Origin of the sequence: Flavobacterium anhuiense (assembly GCF_001705175.1) — a bacterium.
In the GTDB taxonomy this organism is placed as follows: domain Bacteria; phylum Bacteroidota; class Bacteroidia; order Flavobacteriales; family Flavobacteriaceae; genus Flavobacterium; species Flavobacterium anhuiense.
Map to the genome: position 1 here is coordinate 1,113,549 of NZ_CP016907.1, position 18,734 is coordinate 1,132,282.

7 protein-coding genes are annotated in these 18,734 nt (G+C 37.1%); all 7 read right to left on the reverse strand.

The window, feature by feature from the left end; all coding sequences use genetic code 11:
* Nucleotides 1–2: 2 nt before the first annotated feature.
* Nucleotides 3–914, reverse strand: coding sequence for a PorP/SprF family type IX secretion system membrane protein (locus tag BB050_RS04735; protein ID WP_066032792.1), 912 nt, complete (start codon nt 912–914; stop codon nt 3–5).
* A 47-nt stretch (nt 915–961) separates the two neighbouring features.
* A complete protein-coding gene (locus BB050_RS04740) occupies nt 962–11,785 on the reverse strand; it encodes an Ig-like domain-containing protein (protein ID WP_066032793.1) in 10,824 nt (3,607 codons plus the stop codon).
* 518 nt (nt 11,786–12,303) lie between these two features.
* A complete protein-coding gene (gene queG, locus BB050_RS04745; RefSeq protein WP_066032794.1) occupies nt 12,304–13,227 on the reverse strand; it encodes a tRNA epoxyqueuosine(34) reductase QueG in 924 nt (307 codons plus the stop codon).
* Nucleotides 13,224–14,570 carry a cytochrome P450 gene (locus tag BB050_RS04750; RefSeq protein ID WP_066032795.1) on the reverse strand — a complete coding sequence of 449 codons (1,347 nt, stop codon included), beginning with the start codon at nt 14,568–14,570 and terminating at the stop codon, nt 13,224–13,226. Before BB050_RS04750 ends, queG begins: the two co-directional genes overlap by 4 nt.
* Before the next feature lie 11 nt (nt 14,571–14,581).
* Nucleotides 14,582–15,604 (reverse strand): Holliday junction branch migration DNA helicase RuvB, encoded by a 1,023-nt coding sequence (gene ruvB, locus BB050_RS04755; RefSeq protein ID WP_008466849.1) that lies wholly within the window; start codon nt 15,602–15,604, stop codon nt 14,582–14,584.
* A gap of 106 nt (nt 15,605–15,710) precedes the next feature.
* A complete protein-coding gene (locus tag BB050_RS04760) occupies nt 15,711–17,513 on the reverse strand; it encodes a cytochrome c oxidase subunit I (RefSeq protein WP_008466848.1) in 1,803 nt (600 codons plus the stop codon).
* A gap of 30 nt (nt 17,514–17,543) precedes the next feature.
* Nucleotides 17,544–18,734 (reverse strand): cytochrome c oxidase subunit II, encoded by a 1,191-nt coding sequence (locus tag BB050_RS04765; RefSeq protein WP_066032796.1) that lies wholly within the window; start codon nt 18,732–18,734, stop codon nt 17,544–17,546.

Here is an 18,734-nt window from a genome sequence, read left to right on the forward strand (position 1 = left end):
TATTAAAAGAATCTTGGGGATATCATTTTATTGTAATTATTGAAGAATTCGAATCTTAAGAAAATCTCATGAGATCCAGAATTGTATTTTCTTAACTGTGTAGTTTCATGATCGTAACCATAACCTATATACATTCCTTTTGTCACTTGAAATCCTGCCATAGCACTAACAGAGGCACTCCAACGGTAAGCAAGTCCTAAAACGAATTTATCATTGAACATGAAGTTTCCCGAAACATCTACTTGCAAAGGTGCTCCTTCTACCATTTTGGCCATTAAAGCCGGTTTGAATTTTATGTATTCTAAACGATCCAAATTAAATACGTAACCTGCTATTAAATAATAATTGATTTTATCTTTAAAAATAGCCACGTCATTTGAATCATAACGATTTGTTTCTATAAAATTAGGAACCGATAATCCGATGTAAGCTCTGTCTGAATGATAATAAATTCCAGCTCCAACGTTTGGTGAAAATTTATTTTTTAGATTCTGAAATTGCGGATCATCTTGATCTTCATAGCTCAATTTATTAATATCGATATTGAAAAGATTGGCTGTTCCTTTTATACCAAAAGACAAATTCCATGATTCTGAAGTTGGAATCGTATAAGACAAATCTGCCGATAAAGTATTCTCTACGGTTGGTCCAATTTTATCATTTACCAAAGAAACTCCAAGTCCTAAATCGCTATTTTTTAAAGGTGTATTAACCGAAAATGTGCTCGTTTCTGGCGCTCCGTCAAGTCCAATCCATTGTGTACGATATAAACCAAAAACGCTTAAAGCTCCTCTTGAACCTGCATACGCTGGATTGACTTCGATTGTGTTGTACATGTATTGCGTGTACTGCGCATCTTGCTGCGCATTGGACACAATCGAAAAAAACATAAAAACTAAAATTAACTTTTTCATTTATTAAGTTTTAGAACGGCTTAGCTTTACCTAAGCCGTATTCCATTTTATTTATTAAGGTATAAGTAACCAGATTCTTGGTGAGACTTCTGAGCGTTGTCTTTGTATTTTAAGATATAGAAATACGTTCCAACTGGAAGACCATCTGTTTGTTTGATTGTAGAACGTCCGTTAGAATATCCGACAAAAACTCTATCATTATTGTTATACTGATCTATACTGAAAACCAAAACTCCCCAACGGTTATAAATTTCAACCGTATTGTCTGGATAACATTCTATTCCTCTGATGTAGAATCTCGCATTCTTGCTGTCTCCGTTTGGAGAGAAAGCATTCATTACTTTAATAGAACATCCGTTTAAGTCCAAGACTGTTGGACTATCTCCGCTATTGCTTGCATCGTCTGACTGATCTTCAACTACAACTCCTCTTACACTGCTTCCTTTTACGGTTGCCTGATTACTCACACTGCCTCGATTAATATCTTCTTGAGTGATTTTGTAAATCGCTGTGAAATTCGTTTCATTAGATTCGTTTACACCCAAATTAATTGCTTGTCCTGAAACTACAACTCCTGGCAATGGATCGTTTATTGTGATTCCAACTAAAGGCACATTTCCTGTATTGGTTACTGTAAATTTGTATGTAATGGTTTCTCCTGCATTTGCAAAACCGCTCTTATTTTCGTCATTGAAAACCGCTGTTTTGATAACCGAAATAGCTGGCACTTCAACAAAAACATTTAATACGGCTGTTGAACAATTTGTACCATTAGCTTTTTCACAAACCTGATAAGTCAACGGATAATTTCCTCCTGGTGTGTTTGGCTTAACATTTACTGTTCCGTCAGCATTCCATTCAAAATATGGACTTTCTGTTACAGGTTTAATTGTAACATCTGCAGGATTTATTGGCTTACCGTTTATCAAGTCATTGTCTAAAACATTTACAAATTCTAATGAACCGTTAATTCCGTCGGCACTAACATCACTATCATTGTTCAGAGTAATTTTGTTATCTGTCGGCGTAGCTGGATCTACAACATTGTCTACTATAATCTTAATTACTGCTTGACTGCAATTTGATATATTTGCAGCTTCACAAATCTGATAAGTCAATTCGTAAACTCCATCTGCTGTATTTGCAGCGATGTTGATTGAACCGTCTGCATTCAATGAAATATTTGGATGCACAACCGGTACTGATAAAATAACATCTGAAGCTTTTATTTTTGCTCCATTTAATAAGTCATTTTCAAAAATATTAATCGTAGCATTTGCTCCTTTTTTCACATTTATAGGTCCTGCTTCATCATTATTTGCTTTAATGCTAAATGTTGGACGCGCATTACAATCTGGCGTTGCTGGCGGATAAGCCACAGAAACTGTAACTGTCGGATTTAATGAAAACTGAATTTTTACTCCATTTCTGGTAGCCTCAAATCCGTCTGCTCCTTCTGCCCATATTCCGTTATCTAAAATCCATCCTGGCCAATCTGTTCCATTTTGTTTGCTATCAATCTCAGCTCCCGGCCATAAAATGTTTCCGCTTAATGGCAGATTTGTCTGAGTTGCCACAACATTATTATTACTATCAATCCATTTAACTGTTAATAAGTTATTTGTCGTGAAATTGTCTGGCGTAACAGTATAATTAACATAAGGAACATTGTTTGAGCAATAGCTATTTGCAACTACTGTCATTTTTGGTTCTGTTACGGTAACTTTTACAACATTTGAATCACAGTTATTTGGATTTAATTTTTCGCATATATTGTATGTCAATTCATACTCTCCTGCAGGCGCATTAGGTGCTAGTACAACATTTCCGTCTGCATCAACAGTTAAGTATCCTTTTGGATCTGCTTGAGTTACTTTAAGATCTACATCAGATGGCACTAATTTATTTCCATCTTTAGTATCATTCTCAAAAACGTTGATTACTTTCTGCGGAACGTTTACTCCAACTGCCGGCACAAGATCTTCATTCGCTATAAGATTTCCACCTGTAACTTTTATTATTGTAATTACAGAATCACAATTTGTTGGATTTGTGTTTTCACAGATTTTATACTCCACATTATAATCCGCAGCTGGCGTATTTGGTGCAACAGTGATAGTGTAATCTGAATTTAAAGTTAATCCCGCTGGAAGCGTTCCGATAATTTCAAACTTAACTTCTCCTGCTGCTGTTCCAACTGTGATTGGGCTTCCGTTTAATTTATCATTTGCAATTAATGAAATTGTTTTTCCTCCGATATTTCCGTTTATCGAAGCTACCGCATCTTCAACCGCATCGATTACTGGAGCTCCTACCGTTACCTTCACAGTATTTGAGCTGCAGTTGTCCGGATTTAATTTCTCGCAGATTTCATAAGTCAGCTCATAATTTCCCGCTGGAGGATTTGCCCCTAAAACAATGTTTCCGTTTGCATCTACAGTCAGATATCCTTTTGGATCTGCAACCGTAGTTTTCAGAGTAACATCCGATGGATTTAAAGGCTGGGCATTTTTAGTGTCATTGTCAAAAACATTTTTCCCTAATGTCTGAGGAGCATTCGATCCTAAAACTGACGGAATTTCATCTGCATTTGCAACCAGATTCCCTGCCGTAACCGGTACGGTGATAATTACTGAATCGCAGTTTGCTGGATTTGTGTTTTCACAGATTCTATATTCTACATTATAGTTTCCTTTTGGCGTATTTGGCGCAACTATAATCGTATAATCTGAATTTAAAGCTAATCCCGCTGGAAGCGTTCCGATAATTTCAAACTTAACTTCTCCTGCTGCCGTTCCAACTGTGATTGGGCTTCCGTTTAATTTATCATTTGCAGTCAATGAAATTGTTGTCCCTCCGATATTTCCGTTTATCGAAGCTACCGCATCTTCAACCGCATCGATTACTGGAGTGCCAACTGTCACTTTCACAGTATTTGAGCTGCAGTTGTCCGGGTTCAATTTCTCGCAGATTTCATAAGTCAGCTCGTAATCTCCCGCTGGAGGATTGGCTCCCAAAACAATGTTTCCGTTTGCATCAACAGTCAGATATCCTTTTGGATCTGCAACCGTAGTTTTCAGCGTAACATCTGCTGGATCTAATGGCTGAGCATTTTTAGTGTCATTATCAAAAACATTTTTGCCTAATGTCTGAGGAGCATTCGATCCTAAAACTGACGGAATTTCATCTGCATTTGCAACCAGATTCCCTGCCGTAACCGGTACGGTGATAATTACTGAATCGCAGTTTGTTGGATTTGTGTTTTCGCAGATTTTATATTCTACATTATAGTTTCCTTTTGGCGTATTTGGCGCAACAGTGATAGTGTAATCTGAATTTAACGTTAAACCTGTCGGAAGCGTTCCGATAATTTCAAATTTAACTTCTCCAGCTGCTGTACCAACTACGATTGGATTTCCGTTTAATTTGTCATTTGCTGTCAATGAAATTGTCGTTCCTCCGATATTTCCGTTTATTGGAGTTATTACATCTTCAACCGCATCGATTACTGGAGTGCCAACTGTCACTTTCACAGTATTTGAGCTGCAGTTGTCCGGGTTCAATTTCTCGCAGATTTCATAAGTCAGCTCGTAATCTCCCGCTGGAGGATTGGCTCCCAAAACAATGTTTCCGTTTGCATCAACAGTCAGATATCCTTTTGGATCTGCAACCGTAGTTTTCAGTGTAACATCCGATGGATTTAAAGGCTGGGCATTTTTAGTGTCATTGTCAAAAACATTTTTCCCTAATGTCTGAGGAGCATTCGATCCTAAAACTGACGGAATTTCATCTGCATTTGCCACAAGGTTTCCTGCCGTAACCGGTACGGTGATAATTACTGAATCGCAGTTTGCTGGATTAGTGTTTTCGCAGATTTTATATTCGACATTGTAATTTCCTTTTGGCGTGTTTGGCGCAACTGTAATCGTGTAATCTGAATTTAAAGCTAATCCTGTCGGAAGCGTTCCCACGATTTCAAAATTAACTTCTCCAGCTGCTGTTCCAACTGCAATAGGGTTTCCGTTTAATTTGTCATTTGCTGTCAATGAAATTGTCGTTCCTCCGATATTTCCGTTTATTGGAGTTATTACATCTTCAACCGCATCGATTACCGGCGTGCCAACTGTTACCTTCACAGTATTTGAACTGCAGTTGTCCGGATTTAATTTCTCGCAGATTTCATAAGTCAATTCATAAGTTCCTGCTGGAGGATTAGCTCCTAAAACAATGTTTCCATTGGCATCTACAGTCAGATATCCTTTCGGATCTGCCACAGTAGTTTTCAGCGTAACATCTGCTGGATCTAATGGCTGAGCATTTTTAGTGTCATTGTCAAAAACATTTTTCCCTAATGTCTGAGGAGCATTCGATCCTAAAACTGACGGAATTTCATCTGCATTTGCCACAAGATTTCCTGCCGTAACCGGTACGGTTATAGTTACTGAATCGCAATTAGCAGGAACTGCGTCTATTTCGCAAATTCTATACTCTACATTATAATTTCCTTTTGGCGTATTTGGCGCAACAGTAATAGTTCCATTTGCATTTAATGTCAATCCTGATGGTAAAGTGCCAACAATATTTATTGCAACTTCTCCAGAATTGATTCCAATTGCAGCTTGTTTTCCATTTAATGTATCATTTCCTATTACAGATACCGTTGTTCCGCCTATATTTCCATTAATTGGATCAATAGCATCTAGTACTGCGTCTATTGTATTTACAACTTTAACTTCCGCTGTTGCTGTTTTACAGTTTGCATGATTCGCGTTTTTCTCACAGATTTCATATGTGATGCTGTAAGTTCCGCTTGGCGTGTTTGCCGCTAGAGTTACATCTCCGTTTGCATCAACACTCAATGGTCCCGATGTACCCGCCGTAACAACTGTATTGGCTGCAGTAACCGATGCACCATTTAAAGTGTCATTTATTTTTACATTTCCGATAGATGCCGATGCTGATCCCGAAGATTTTGTACCAAAATCATCGTTAACCGCAATTAGACCGTTTACAACTTTAACTTCCGCAACTGCTGTTTTACAGTTTGATGGATTTGCATCTTTCTCGCAGATTTCGTAGGTAATGCTGTATGTTCCGCTTGGCGTATTTGCTGCTAAAGTTACATCTCCGTTTGCATCAACACTCAATGGTCCTGATGTGCCCGCCGTAACAACAGTATTGGCTACCGTAACCGGTGCACCGTCTAAAGTGTCGTTTGTTTTAACATTTCCGATAGATGCCGATGCTGATCCCGAAGTTTTTGTTCCGAAATCATCATCATTAGCACATAATATTGATTTAATAACAAAACTCACATCGCCAGAAGAACATCCATTAGAAGATACAGAAATAGTATAACTTCCTGCAGGTGCTGTAATTGTACCTGCATTATTTGTAACTCCGGCTGAAGGAGTTATTGTGTAATTATAAGTTGAATTGTAATTATTAATAGTAAAACTTCCCATCGCATCTAAACATGTTGGCTGTGTTATAGCACTTAATACTGCCGTAGACGGCGTAGTATTCACCGTAACCGATACTGAAGCTCTTGAACTCTCGCATCCGTTTGATGTCTGGCTTACGTAATACGTTCCTGTCGCAACCGCTTCTGTTCCTGCATAAAGAGTGCCGCCTGTGCTGGCGCTGTACCATTTATATGATGCTCCTGATGGAGACAGGTCGCCTACTTTTTTATTGTCCGATGAACAGAATGTTTGAGCTGAAGCTGTTGGTGCTGATGGCGTTGCATTTACCGTAACCGATACTGAAGTTCTTGAGCTCTCGCATCCGTTTGAAGTCTGGCTTACGTAATACGTTCCCGTTGCAAGCGCTTCTGTTCCTGCGTATAAAGTTCCGCCCGTATTGGCGCTGTACCATTTATACGATGCTCCCGATGGAGACAGATCGCTTACTTTTTTATTGTCCGCCGAACAGAACGTCTGAGCCGAAGCCGTCGGCGCTGATGGCGTTGCATTTACCGTAACCGATACTGAAGTTCTTGAACTCTCGCATCCGTTTAAAGTCTGGCTTACGTAATAGGTCTCAGTTGAAAGCGTTTCTGTTCCCGTGTACAAGGTGCCGCCTGTGCTGGCGCTGTACCATTTATATGATGCTCCTGATGGAGACAGATCGCTTACTTTTTTATTGTCTGATGAACAGAACGTTTGGGCAGAAGCTGTCGGTGCTGATGGGGTAGTATTCACTGTAACCGATACCGAAGTTCTTGAGCTCTCGCATCCGTTTATTGTTTGGCTTACGTAATACGTTCCCGTTGCAAGCGCTTCACTTCCCGTGTATAGGGTGCCGCCTGTATTAGCGCTGTACCATTTATACGATGCTCCCGATGGAGACAGATCGCTTACTTTTTTATTGTCCGCTGAACAGAACGTCTGAGCCGAAGCCGTCGGCGCTGATGGCGTTGCATTTACCGTAACCGATACTGAAGTTCTTGAACTCTCGCATCCGTTTAAAGTCTGGCTTACATAATAGGTCCCAGTTGAAAGCGTTTCTGTTCCCGTGTACAAGGTGCCGCCTGTGCTGGCGCTGTACCATTTATATGATGCTCCTGATGGAGACAGATCGCTTACTTTTTTATTGTCTGATGAACAGAACGTTTGGGCAGAAGCTGTCGGTGCTGATGGGGTAGTATTCACTGTAACCGATACCGAAGTTCTTGAGCTCTCGCATCCGTTTATTGTTTGGCTTACGTAATACGTTCCCGTTGCAAGCGCTTCACTTCCCGTGTATAGGGTGCCGCCTGTATTAGCGCTGTACCATTTATACGATGCTCCCGATGGAGACAGATCGCTTACTTTTTTATTGTCCGCTGAACAGAACGTCTGAGCCGAAGCCGTTGGTGCAGATGGCGTTGCATTTACCGTAACCGATACCGAAGTTCTTGAACTCTCGCATCCGTTTAAAGTCTGGTTTACGTAATAGGTCCCAGTTGAAAGCGTTTCTGTTCCCGTGTACAAAGTCCCACCTGTGCTTGCGCTGTACCATTTATATGATGCTCCTGATGGAGACAGATCGCCTACTTTTTTATTGTCCGACGAACAGAATGTTTGAGCTGAAGCTGTCGGTGCTGATGGTATAGCATTTACCGTAACAGTTGTTGCTGTTGAAAATGCACTATAACATCCTGAAGCATTAGATACTTTAACACTATAATTTCCTGAAACTGATACAGTAATTGATTGTGTTGTTGCTCCTGTTGACCATAAATAACTGCTTCCTCCCGTAGAAGTCAAAGTTATACTATCTCCTTGACAGAAAGTTGTTGCTCCATCTGCTGAAATGGAAGGTGCTACAGGTGTAGGGTTTACAGTAACTGATACTAAAAGTCTTGTGCTTTCACAGCCATTAAGTGTTTGGCTTACGTAATAGTTCCCTGAAATTAAAGTTTCATCCCCTAAATATTGTATACCGCCCGTACTGGCATTATACCATTTTAAGTTAGATCCTGTTGCAACTAAATCTTTTACTTTTTTATTTTCTGATGAACAGAAAGTCTGTGCTGATGCTGCAGGTGCCGCCGGAGTTTGATTTACAGTTATATTTACAGCTGTTCTTAAACTTTCACATCCATTTGCTGTTTGGCTTACATAATAAGTTCCTGTTACAAGTGTTTCATTTCCTCCGTACAAAGTCCCGCCTGTGTTAGCATTATACCATTTATATGATGCTCCTGAAGGAGATAAATCACTTACTTTTTTTAATTCTCCAGAGCAAAAAGTTTGAGCTGAAGCTGTTGGCGAAGTCGTATTATTTATTGTTACAGATACAGCTGTTCTTGCACTCTCACCGCAACTATTTGTTTGACTTACATAATAATTCCCCGATGATAATGTTTCAGTTCCTGCATATAAGGTACCTCCTGTAGCGGCACTATACCATTTATAAGTAGCTCCTGAAGGCATTAAATCGCTTACTTTTTTATTATCATTTGCACAAAATGCTTGAGAAGAAACCGCTGGTGCAGAAGGTATAGAATTTATAGTAACGGTAACCTTCGTTCTCTCACTTTCCCCACAACTATTTGCTGTTTGGCTAACATAATAGTCTCCATTACTCAAAGCTTGTGATATTGCAAGTGCTGTTCCTCCTGATGATGAACTGTACCATTTTAGATTAGCTCCTGTAGCTTGCAAATTTTGAACTTTACTATTCTCTGCAGCACAAAATGATTGTGACGCAGCAGCAACTGGAGCCGAGGATTTAGAATTTACAGTTACTCGTATTCTAGTTCTTAAGCTTTCGCATCCATTTAAAGTTTGACTTGCATAATAATCTGTGTTATTAGTCAATGCTAAATTTGATGCTAATGCAGTATTACTACTATTACTACTATACCATTTTATAGCACTTCCTGTTACAGCCAAATCACCTACAGTTTTATTCTCTGAAGAACAAAATGTCTGATCAGTTGTTGCAGGTGCAGGCGAAAAATTAACTGTAACAGGGGCTGAGCTATTACTAACGCAACCTGAACTATTTACTATTTGAAGAGTATATGTTCCATCAGTTGTAACCGTTATACTTTGTGTAGTAGCACCAGTTGACCATAAATAAGAAGTTCCATTATATGAAGCGGCAGTATTATCTGCCTTTAAAACTGTAGAAGCTGAAGTTACACACAATGTCGCGTTTCCATTAATTTTTGGAGTTAATGGTTGCGAATTAATTGTCACCATAACTGGTTTTACAAATGTACATCCATCTGCAGAAACTGCTTTTATGTAATAAGTTCCTGAAGCAGTAACAGCATTCGGTGAAGATAATGCTGTTGTTGCACCTGAGTTTGTCCAATAAGAAAGTGTTAGGTTTGAAGAACTTCCTGCTGTCACAGCAGAAGCTGTCAAATTAACAGTCGAAGGTGCACAAACTGAAGCTGGATTAGTTACAACAAGATTCGCAGATTTTGGATTTACCGCCGCACTCGCAGAATTGTTTGCTGTATTGTTATCTACTCCATTTGGCAATGATGCTGTATTGGTATAATTTCCAGATGCATTCACCGTTGCAACAATCTTTAATGTCATTGAAGATTGAGCCTCTACATCACCAATCGTCCAAATCCCTGTTGTTGAATCATACACTCCAACTGATGGTGTTGAACTAACATAAGTATAACCAGAAGGAAGCAAATCGGTTACTGAGATTCCAGATACATTGTTTCCTCCCAAATTACTAACTTTAACTGTAAATTCTACATTAGATCCAATACAAGGCGTTGCATTATCAACTGTTTTAGTAATTCCTAAATCTGTACATAAAGTTACTGCAGCTGTTTTAGAAGGGGTTTGGGCTCCACATGCCAATGTATAAGACACTGAATAATTACCTGTCTTTGTTGCAATATATGTCGAAGAATTAGCTCCACTAATTGCCACGCCATTGTAATACCATTGATAAGGATCAAAACCTGATTGTGTTGTTAATTTGGCAGTATTGTTTGTACATCCACCTCCTTCAATATAAGTTAAAGTAGGATCTTCTGGTAGAGATGCAAACGTCGAGAAAAAACCAGCCATCGAAAAACCTCCTGCTTGCTGCACGATAGAAACGGTAAGTTTGGCTTTACTCTCAATTGAAAGAACTTCAGGTCTTCCAATTTGTTCACTATTAAAATTTATTATGTACCAGCCTGTAGAACCAATCTGATAACGAGCCCCAACTCCAGATATGCTGGTTGTTTTTACACCATTAATTGTAACATCCTCAGTAGCACTTCTCAATAAAATATATCCAAAATAATCTAAATTAGATGAGTTATAGCTTTTAAATTTGGTAGTTTCTACAAACTCTGAACCACCACATTCTGATACTGGTGCAATTGTCGAAATATCAACTTCGCAATTTTGTGCAGTACCTGAATAAACTGCTACTCTCTTATCTGCGACAATTCTCGAAGCTGTAAAATTTGTATTTTGCACACCATTAACAAAAGTGTAAAAAGAGCCGGCCAATGCTAAATTCTTAGTTGTTCTATTTACTAAAACTCCTGTAGTTGAGTAACTCTCCACTGTAATATTAGTATCATCTTTTGTAGCCACAACTGTAGTTTGTTCAGCAGTATCATTACCTGTTCCTCTTTCAAGAAAATATTCAGTTCCTAATACTGATTCGGGCGGAATTTGATTAAAAGCACCATCTCCACAACCACCAGGCATGTCTATCGCTGCTGACGTATTCATAACTGCCGGATTCGATGACTCCACTAATGTTCCAATCGGAGCTTTAAACAAATAGCTCTGACCTTGATTTAGTGTAGTTGTAACAGCATTATTAATTTTTATCGTAGTGTTATTGGCTGTAGCCATAATACTATATATCGGTCTTTGATCTCCAAAAGTGCTAAAGGATCCCAATGATCCATCTCGATAGTAGCCTACCCTAAATCTTATTCCAAGTCCAGCATCTCCAAAACTTGTCAGAGCTGCATTTCCTTTAATATTGGCATCTCTATTTTCATCATTACTATAATCATCTGAAGCAATATTCCTCAAGTTTACAGCTGTAGGCCCAGTACTTGTTACGATTAATCCTGCTCCGTTAAGAACAGTATTCAAAGCATTCATAGGAAGATTTCTTGCTAAGAGTGAAAACCTATAAACTGCTGGATTTCCTTTTTTAGCCTTCAACGTTGTCACTGTTGTACCATCACTTTTCGCGACTGTAATGTCAATTTCGGTAAGCGAATTTGTAGAAATTACAATTTCATTGGCTTTACTGAAATATTGCCAAGGTGCTGGTGCAATGTAATGCTTAGTATAAAATTGAGCTGAAGCACTGTGTACCGTTAGTAATAAAAAAACAATAAGAAAAATTAGTCTAGAAAATCCAGACTTACAAAAAGTAGAGTTACGCATAGACGATTTGTGTTTGTGGAACAGAAATTTCGGACACTAAAAAACGGATGATCGTTTTTAGCATATGTGTGAGATACGTGAAAAAAAACAAATTGGATTTTGAAAAACTTGAAAAAGTTTTTCTAAGACTTACACAAAAAAAGGATATTATGTAGACCATTACATTGTATTAAAAAGACTAAAAAAGTCTCTTTGGTTTTAAATTACGTAGATTTGGAAAGCGCGAAAGTATATCGAGGAATGAAACCTTACATCATTATTTCGACAAAGTGCACATAAAGTCGTCAAACAACAGTTTTTAACAATTGTTCATCGCTTGAAAATCAAATTTTTATAAATATTTGATAATGAAATAGCTGAATTTTCTTAAATAATTATGACAATTTAAAATTCTTACAGAATTTGTTGACAAATAAGTAAATTAACGTAAGAAACAATAAAGCCAAAAAAAGAATGGCACATTAAATGAATACGCTGAAAATCAACAACATAAATACAAAACAATCAATAGCTAAATGCTATTTCAAAAAATTGATATTGCGTTTTAAACCGTCAAATTTTGTTCTTTTGATAGGGGAATTTTTAAAGACTGTTCTGAAAGTTTCCTCTGTAATTTCTAACCAGTCTTTTTTGGTAAAAGAAAGCAAGTCTGGATTCGGATTAAACAAAGGTTCTGAATGTGGTTTTGAAAATCGATTCCATGGACAAACATCTTGACAGGTATCACAGCCAAACATCCATTCATCAAATTTTCCTTTCATTTCTTCTGGAAGGTTTTCTTTTAATTCGATGGTATAGTACGAAATGCACTTACTTCCATCTACAATGTAAGGAGCTACAATTGCCTGAGTGGGACAGGCATCGATACAGGCGGTACAAGAACCGCAATGATCTGTTACAGCATGATCGTATTCTAATTCTAAATCAATAATAAGCTCGGCAATGAAATAAAATGAGCCAACTTTTTGAGTAATTAAATTGCTGTTTTTTCCAATCCAGCCCAAACCGCTTTTGGCCGCCCAAGCTTTATCCAAAACAGGTGCAGAATCAACAAAAGCACGTCCAGAAACTTCACCAATATTTTCTTGAATAGAATGAAGAAGTTCTTTCAGCTTATCTTTAATTACAAAATGATAATCTTGTCCGTAGGCATATTTAGAAATCTTAAAACTCTCATCATTTTGAAAAGAATCTGGATAATAATTCAGTAAAAGCGAGACAACACTTTTACCATCATCAACCAATAAAGTCGGATCTAAACGCTTGTCAAAATGGTTTTCCATATACGCCATCTGACCATTCCGATTATTTTTTAGCCAATTTTCAAGTCGAGGAGCTTCTTGCTCCAAAAAACCTGCTTTCGAAATACCGCAAGAAAGAAATCCAAGTCTTTTGGCTTCTTCTTTAATAAATTTCGAATATTTCTCTTTAGCATTAATCATCTTTCAGAAAAAACAACTTCAACACCAACAGGCTTTAAGGTAATCAAAGGATTAAAATTGACTGTATTTTGCACTGAAACAACTTTATATTTTTTTATGATATAGGAAATAGCCAAGCACATTTCATAGATAGCAAAACCAGCACCAATGCACATTCTTGGTCCTGCTCCAAAAGGATAAAAATATTGCATAGAATGTTTCTTCTGCTCTCCTAAAAAACGATTTGGGTCGAATTGATCTGGATTCTCCCAATATTTCGGATTTCTATGTAATTCATAAAAAGAAACACCAATGAGCGTATCTTTTTTGATAGTAAACTTTCCTAAAACATCATCGTCAACATTTTGACGATCTGTAATCCAAGCAGGCGGATACAAACGCATTGATTCATTCAAAACTGCATTTATATAAGTCATTTTTTGGAGTTGCTCTACAACATCCTCACTTTCCGATTCAACTTTAAGGATTTCTTCAAATACTTTTTGCTGCACATCTAAATGACTTCCTAGCAATTGCAATGTAAAAGTCAAAGCATTAGCAGTTGTTTCATGTCCAGCTATAAAAAGAATTTTAATCTCATCTATTAGCTGCTCAACAGACATACCTTCGCCAGTATCTTCATAACGGGTTTCCAAAAGCATGTTCAACAAATCATTCACTTCATTTTGAGAAGCAACTCTTTCGTCTATGATACCTCTTATGATCTCATCGTTTTCTTCTGCTAACTGAAGGTGTTTTTTTACTTGGCCACTAATCGAAAACCACCATGCCTTATGGGGTAATCTAATTTCTTTGATTAGAAAATTCTGAACAGCTTCAATAATGTATTTTATACGATTAAGCTTTTCTTCTTCAATAGAAAATTGAAATAATGATTTAGCAACAACATTAAATGCTACTTCACTCATTATAGGAAAAAGATCAACTTTTTTATCTGTAACAATTTCTTTTAGCTCAGACACTATAGTTAGCTTCATGTTATCAACTAACTGATTCATTTTTTGCTTATGAAAAGCAGGTTGAATAAGTCTTCTTTGTTTCAGCCAAAATTCCCCATCAACCGTTAAAAGACCTTTGCCTAAATATTTAGAAAGATAAACAGATTGAAATTTGGATTTATAATAATTCCTCTGATTTTTTTGCAGTATATATTGCGCCACTTCATTGTCCCTTGACAAAATAATGTGTCTCGATTTTCCAATTCGTATAGAAAAAGAATCTCCAAAACGCTCAAAATATCTTTCATGATAAGGTATCGGATTTCTACGAACTCCTTCTGCATCAACAAAAAATCTTAAAATTGAGAGCTTAGGCGGATAATTATATTTTTTACCTATAGACATTTCTATCAGTATTAAAACAATTCTCCTTGAGTATTTGTATTTACTTTACCAAGATGTTTATAAGCCTTATCCGTAACTTCTCTTCCACGAGGTGTTCTCATTATAAATCCTTCTTGAATTAAAAAAGGTTCGTATACCTCTTCGATGGTTTCGCTACTTTCACTAACGGCCGTTGCCAAGGTTGAAAGTCCAACTGGACCTCCCTTGAATTTATTGATTATGGTCAGTAATATTTTATTATCCATTTCATCCAGACCGTGAGCATCTACGTTAAGCGCTTTTAAAGCGTATCTGGAAATTTCTAAATCAATTCTTCCATTTCCTTTAATTTGAGCAAAATCACGTACTCGTCTCAATAAAGCATTTGCAATACGAGGAGTACCACGACTTCTACCTGCAATTTCAATTGCCGCTTCCAAATCAATAGGCATTTTTAATATAGACGCACTCCTCTCAACAATTGTAGTTAAAAGTTCAGTAGTATAATATTGTAATCTGGAAGATATTCCGAAACGGGCACGCATTGGAGCTGTTAGTAATCCAGATCGCGTTGTCGCTCCAATCAAAGTAAATGGATTCAAATTGATTTGAACTGTCCTTGCATTTGGTCCAGATTCAATCATAATATCTATCTTGAAATCCTCCATTGCCGAGTACAAATACTCCTCAACAACTGGACTTAATCTATGAATTTCATCAATGAACAAAACATCTCTTTCGTCTAAGTTAGTCAGCAAACCAGCCAAATCACCAGGCTTATCCAATACTGGACCAGAAGTAATTTTAATGCCTACCTGCAATTCGTTGGCTAAGATATTCGCTAAAGTAGTTTTTCCTAAACCTGGAGGACCATGAAAAAGCGCATGATCAAGCGCTTCACCACGTTGATTAGCTGCAGCAACAAACACTTTCAAATTTTCCAAAACTTGATCTTGCCCAGCAAAATCATCAAATGACAGCGGACGCAATCTTTTTTCAAGATCTAACTCTTCTGAGTTATATCCTTTAGTAGTAGGATCTAGATTTTCATTCATCCCACAAAGATATATAAACTAATCAGTTTCTAAAATAGTTAAACTGAACGATTAAAACTTTAACTAAACAAAAAAGGCTGTCATTTCTGACAGCCTTTGATTATTTCTAGTGGTGTAAAACTTCTTCACCTTCTTTCATTGGTACATTTTGAGGAACAAAATCTACATCGTGATTAGGGTTACTGTAGTCATACGGCCAACGGTATACGTGAGGAATTTCTCCTGGCCAGTTTCCGTGAATATGCTCAACTGGAGTAGTCCACTCTAAAGTAGTAGATTTCCATGGGTTTTGAGTCGCTTTTTTACCGTAGAAAATACTGCTAAAGAAGTTATATAAGAATACTAATTGGAACGCACCTCCTACAAGAGCAAATGTTGTAATTAAAACATTCACATTTTGTAAATCATCAAATAATGGGAAGTTTGTATTAGTATAGTAACGTCTTGGTAAACCAGCTAATCCTATAAAGTGCATTGGGAAGAAAACTCCATAAGCACAAACTGCAGTTACCCAAAAGTGGATGTAACCTAAGTTTTTGTTTAACATTCTACCATACATTTTAGGGAACCAGTGGTAAATACCAGCAAACATTCCGTAAAGTGCAGAGATACCCATTACTAAGTGAAAGTGAGCAATTACGAAGTAAGTATCGTGAACGTTAATATCTAATGTACTATCTCCTAAAATGATTCCTGTTAAACCTCCAGTGATGAAAGTAGAAACCATTCCAATAGAGAATAACATTGCAGGGTTAAATTGTAGGTTACCTTTCCATAAAGTTGTAATCCAGTTAAATGCTTTTACAGCAGATGGAATTGCAATCAATAAAGTTGTAAAAGTAAATACAGATCCTAAGAAAGGATTCATTCCTGAAATAAACATGTGGTGACCCCAAACGATAGTTGATAAGAATGCAATTGCAAGAACTGACATAATCATCGCTCTGTAACCGAAAATTGGTTTACGAGCATTTGTAGCCATAATTTCTGAAACAAGACCCATCGCTGGTAAGATTACGATATAAACCTCAGGGTGACCTAAGAACCAGAATAAGTGCTCGAATAATACTGGAGAACCTCCTTGATAGTGCAAAACTTCACCAGCAATATAGATATCAGATAAAAAGAATGAAGTACCAAAACTTCTATCAAAAATCAATAATAAAGCAGCTGATAATAATACTGGGAATGAAATAACACCAATAATAGCTGTTACGAAAAATGTCCAGATTGTAAGAGGAAGTCTGGTCATAGACATTCCTTTAGTTCTTAAGTTAAGTACAGTAACGATATAGTTCAAAGATCCCATTAAAGAAGATGCAATGAAAATAGCCATAGATACTAACCATAAAGTCATACCAGTTCCAGATCCAGGAATTGCTTGTGGTAAAGCACTTAAAGGAGGGTAAATTGTCCATCCTGCAGATGCTGGTCCAGCTTCAACAAATAAAGAACATAACATTACAACTGCTGATAAGAAAAACAACCAGTATGAAATCATATTCATAAATCCAGATGCCATATCTCTCGCTCCAATTTGAAGAGGAATCAATAAGTTACTGAATGTTCCACTCAAACCTGCCGTCAGTACAAAGAATACCATGATGGTACCGTGAATTGTAACTAAAGCCAGATAAATATCATTTGCCATTACACCATCAGGTGCAAATTTATCTCCTAATAAAACATTAAATATTTTGAAAGACTCTTCTGGCCACGCTAACTGCATTCTGAAAAGCAAGGACATTGCAATCCCAATTACTCCCATAACAATACCAGTAATCAAGTATTGTTTAGCAATCATTTTGTGATCAATACTAAAAATATATTTAGTAATGAACGTGTCTTTATGATGATGTTCGTGCTCGTGATCGTGTCCGTGATCGTGACCGTGCGCTTCTGCTGACATATATTTGTACTTTAAATTTTCTTAATAATATTATTTCATCGCAACTTTAGCTACAGCAGCTTTAACAGTATCAACAACCGTTTTAACAGTGTCAATTACTTTTGCAGCAGTATCTGTAGTTGGTGCAGCTCCTTCAGCTGGTTTCTCAGCAGCAGCTGCCGCTTTAATATCTTGAGCTAAAGTAGTTTTCTCACTTAACCATTTTTTGTAATCTTCTGGAGTATCAACTACCACTTTCATTTGCATGTTATAGTGAGAAGCTCCACAAATTTTATTACATAATAATAAATAATCAAATGTGTAAGGATCCAAAGCCGTACCTCCTTTTGCAACTAACTCAGCGCTTCTTTCAGCTCTAAGTTTGTTAATGTTTGCAACTTTTTCAACCATAAATGGTAATTCTCTATATTCCGCAGTAGTATAAGTTGGAACGAAAGCAAATTCAGTAACCATACCAGGAACACAGTTCATTTGTGCTCTAAAATGAGGGAAGTAAGCAGAGTGCAATACATCCTGAGAACGCATTTTAAAGTGAACTTTTTTACCTTTAGGGATGTGCAGTTCTGAAACTACAATATCATCTTGAGCATTAGGATCAGACATGTCAACTCCTAATGTATTTACACCTTCAATTAAACGTACGTTAGCTTTCCCCAAAACATTGTCTTGTCCAGCATATCTTGCAGTCCATTTAAATTGTTGAGCGTATAATTCGATTTCAATTACATCTTCATCTTTATCAACGAACATAATGTTATTCCAAGCGTATAATCCGTAAAGAATTAAACAAGCTAAAACAACTGAAGGAATAATACTCCAGATTGCTTCTAGTTTATTACTATCAGCAAAGAACAATGCTTTTCTATCTTTGTTCCCTCTATTTTTAAAAGAAAACCAGTATAGCAAACCTTGTGTAATTACTTGAACTATAAAAATTAAAACCCAAGTAATATTCATTAAATTATCTACTAAACTACCATGCTCAGAAGCAGGAGTATGAAGTGCCAAATTACCCCATTTTAGTAAACCATAAATCGTAAATATATAAATGAAAGCTAAAAAGCCAAACATAATATATCCCTGAACGTTATTGTCATTATCCGATGCAACCTGAGAATCATCAGAAGAAGCTCCTACCTGAGTAAGATCAAATATCTTCGTCAATTGCCATAATGCAACTGCTAATAAAACTAAAACTATAATTACCAACAAACTTGTCAT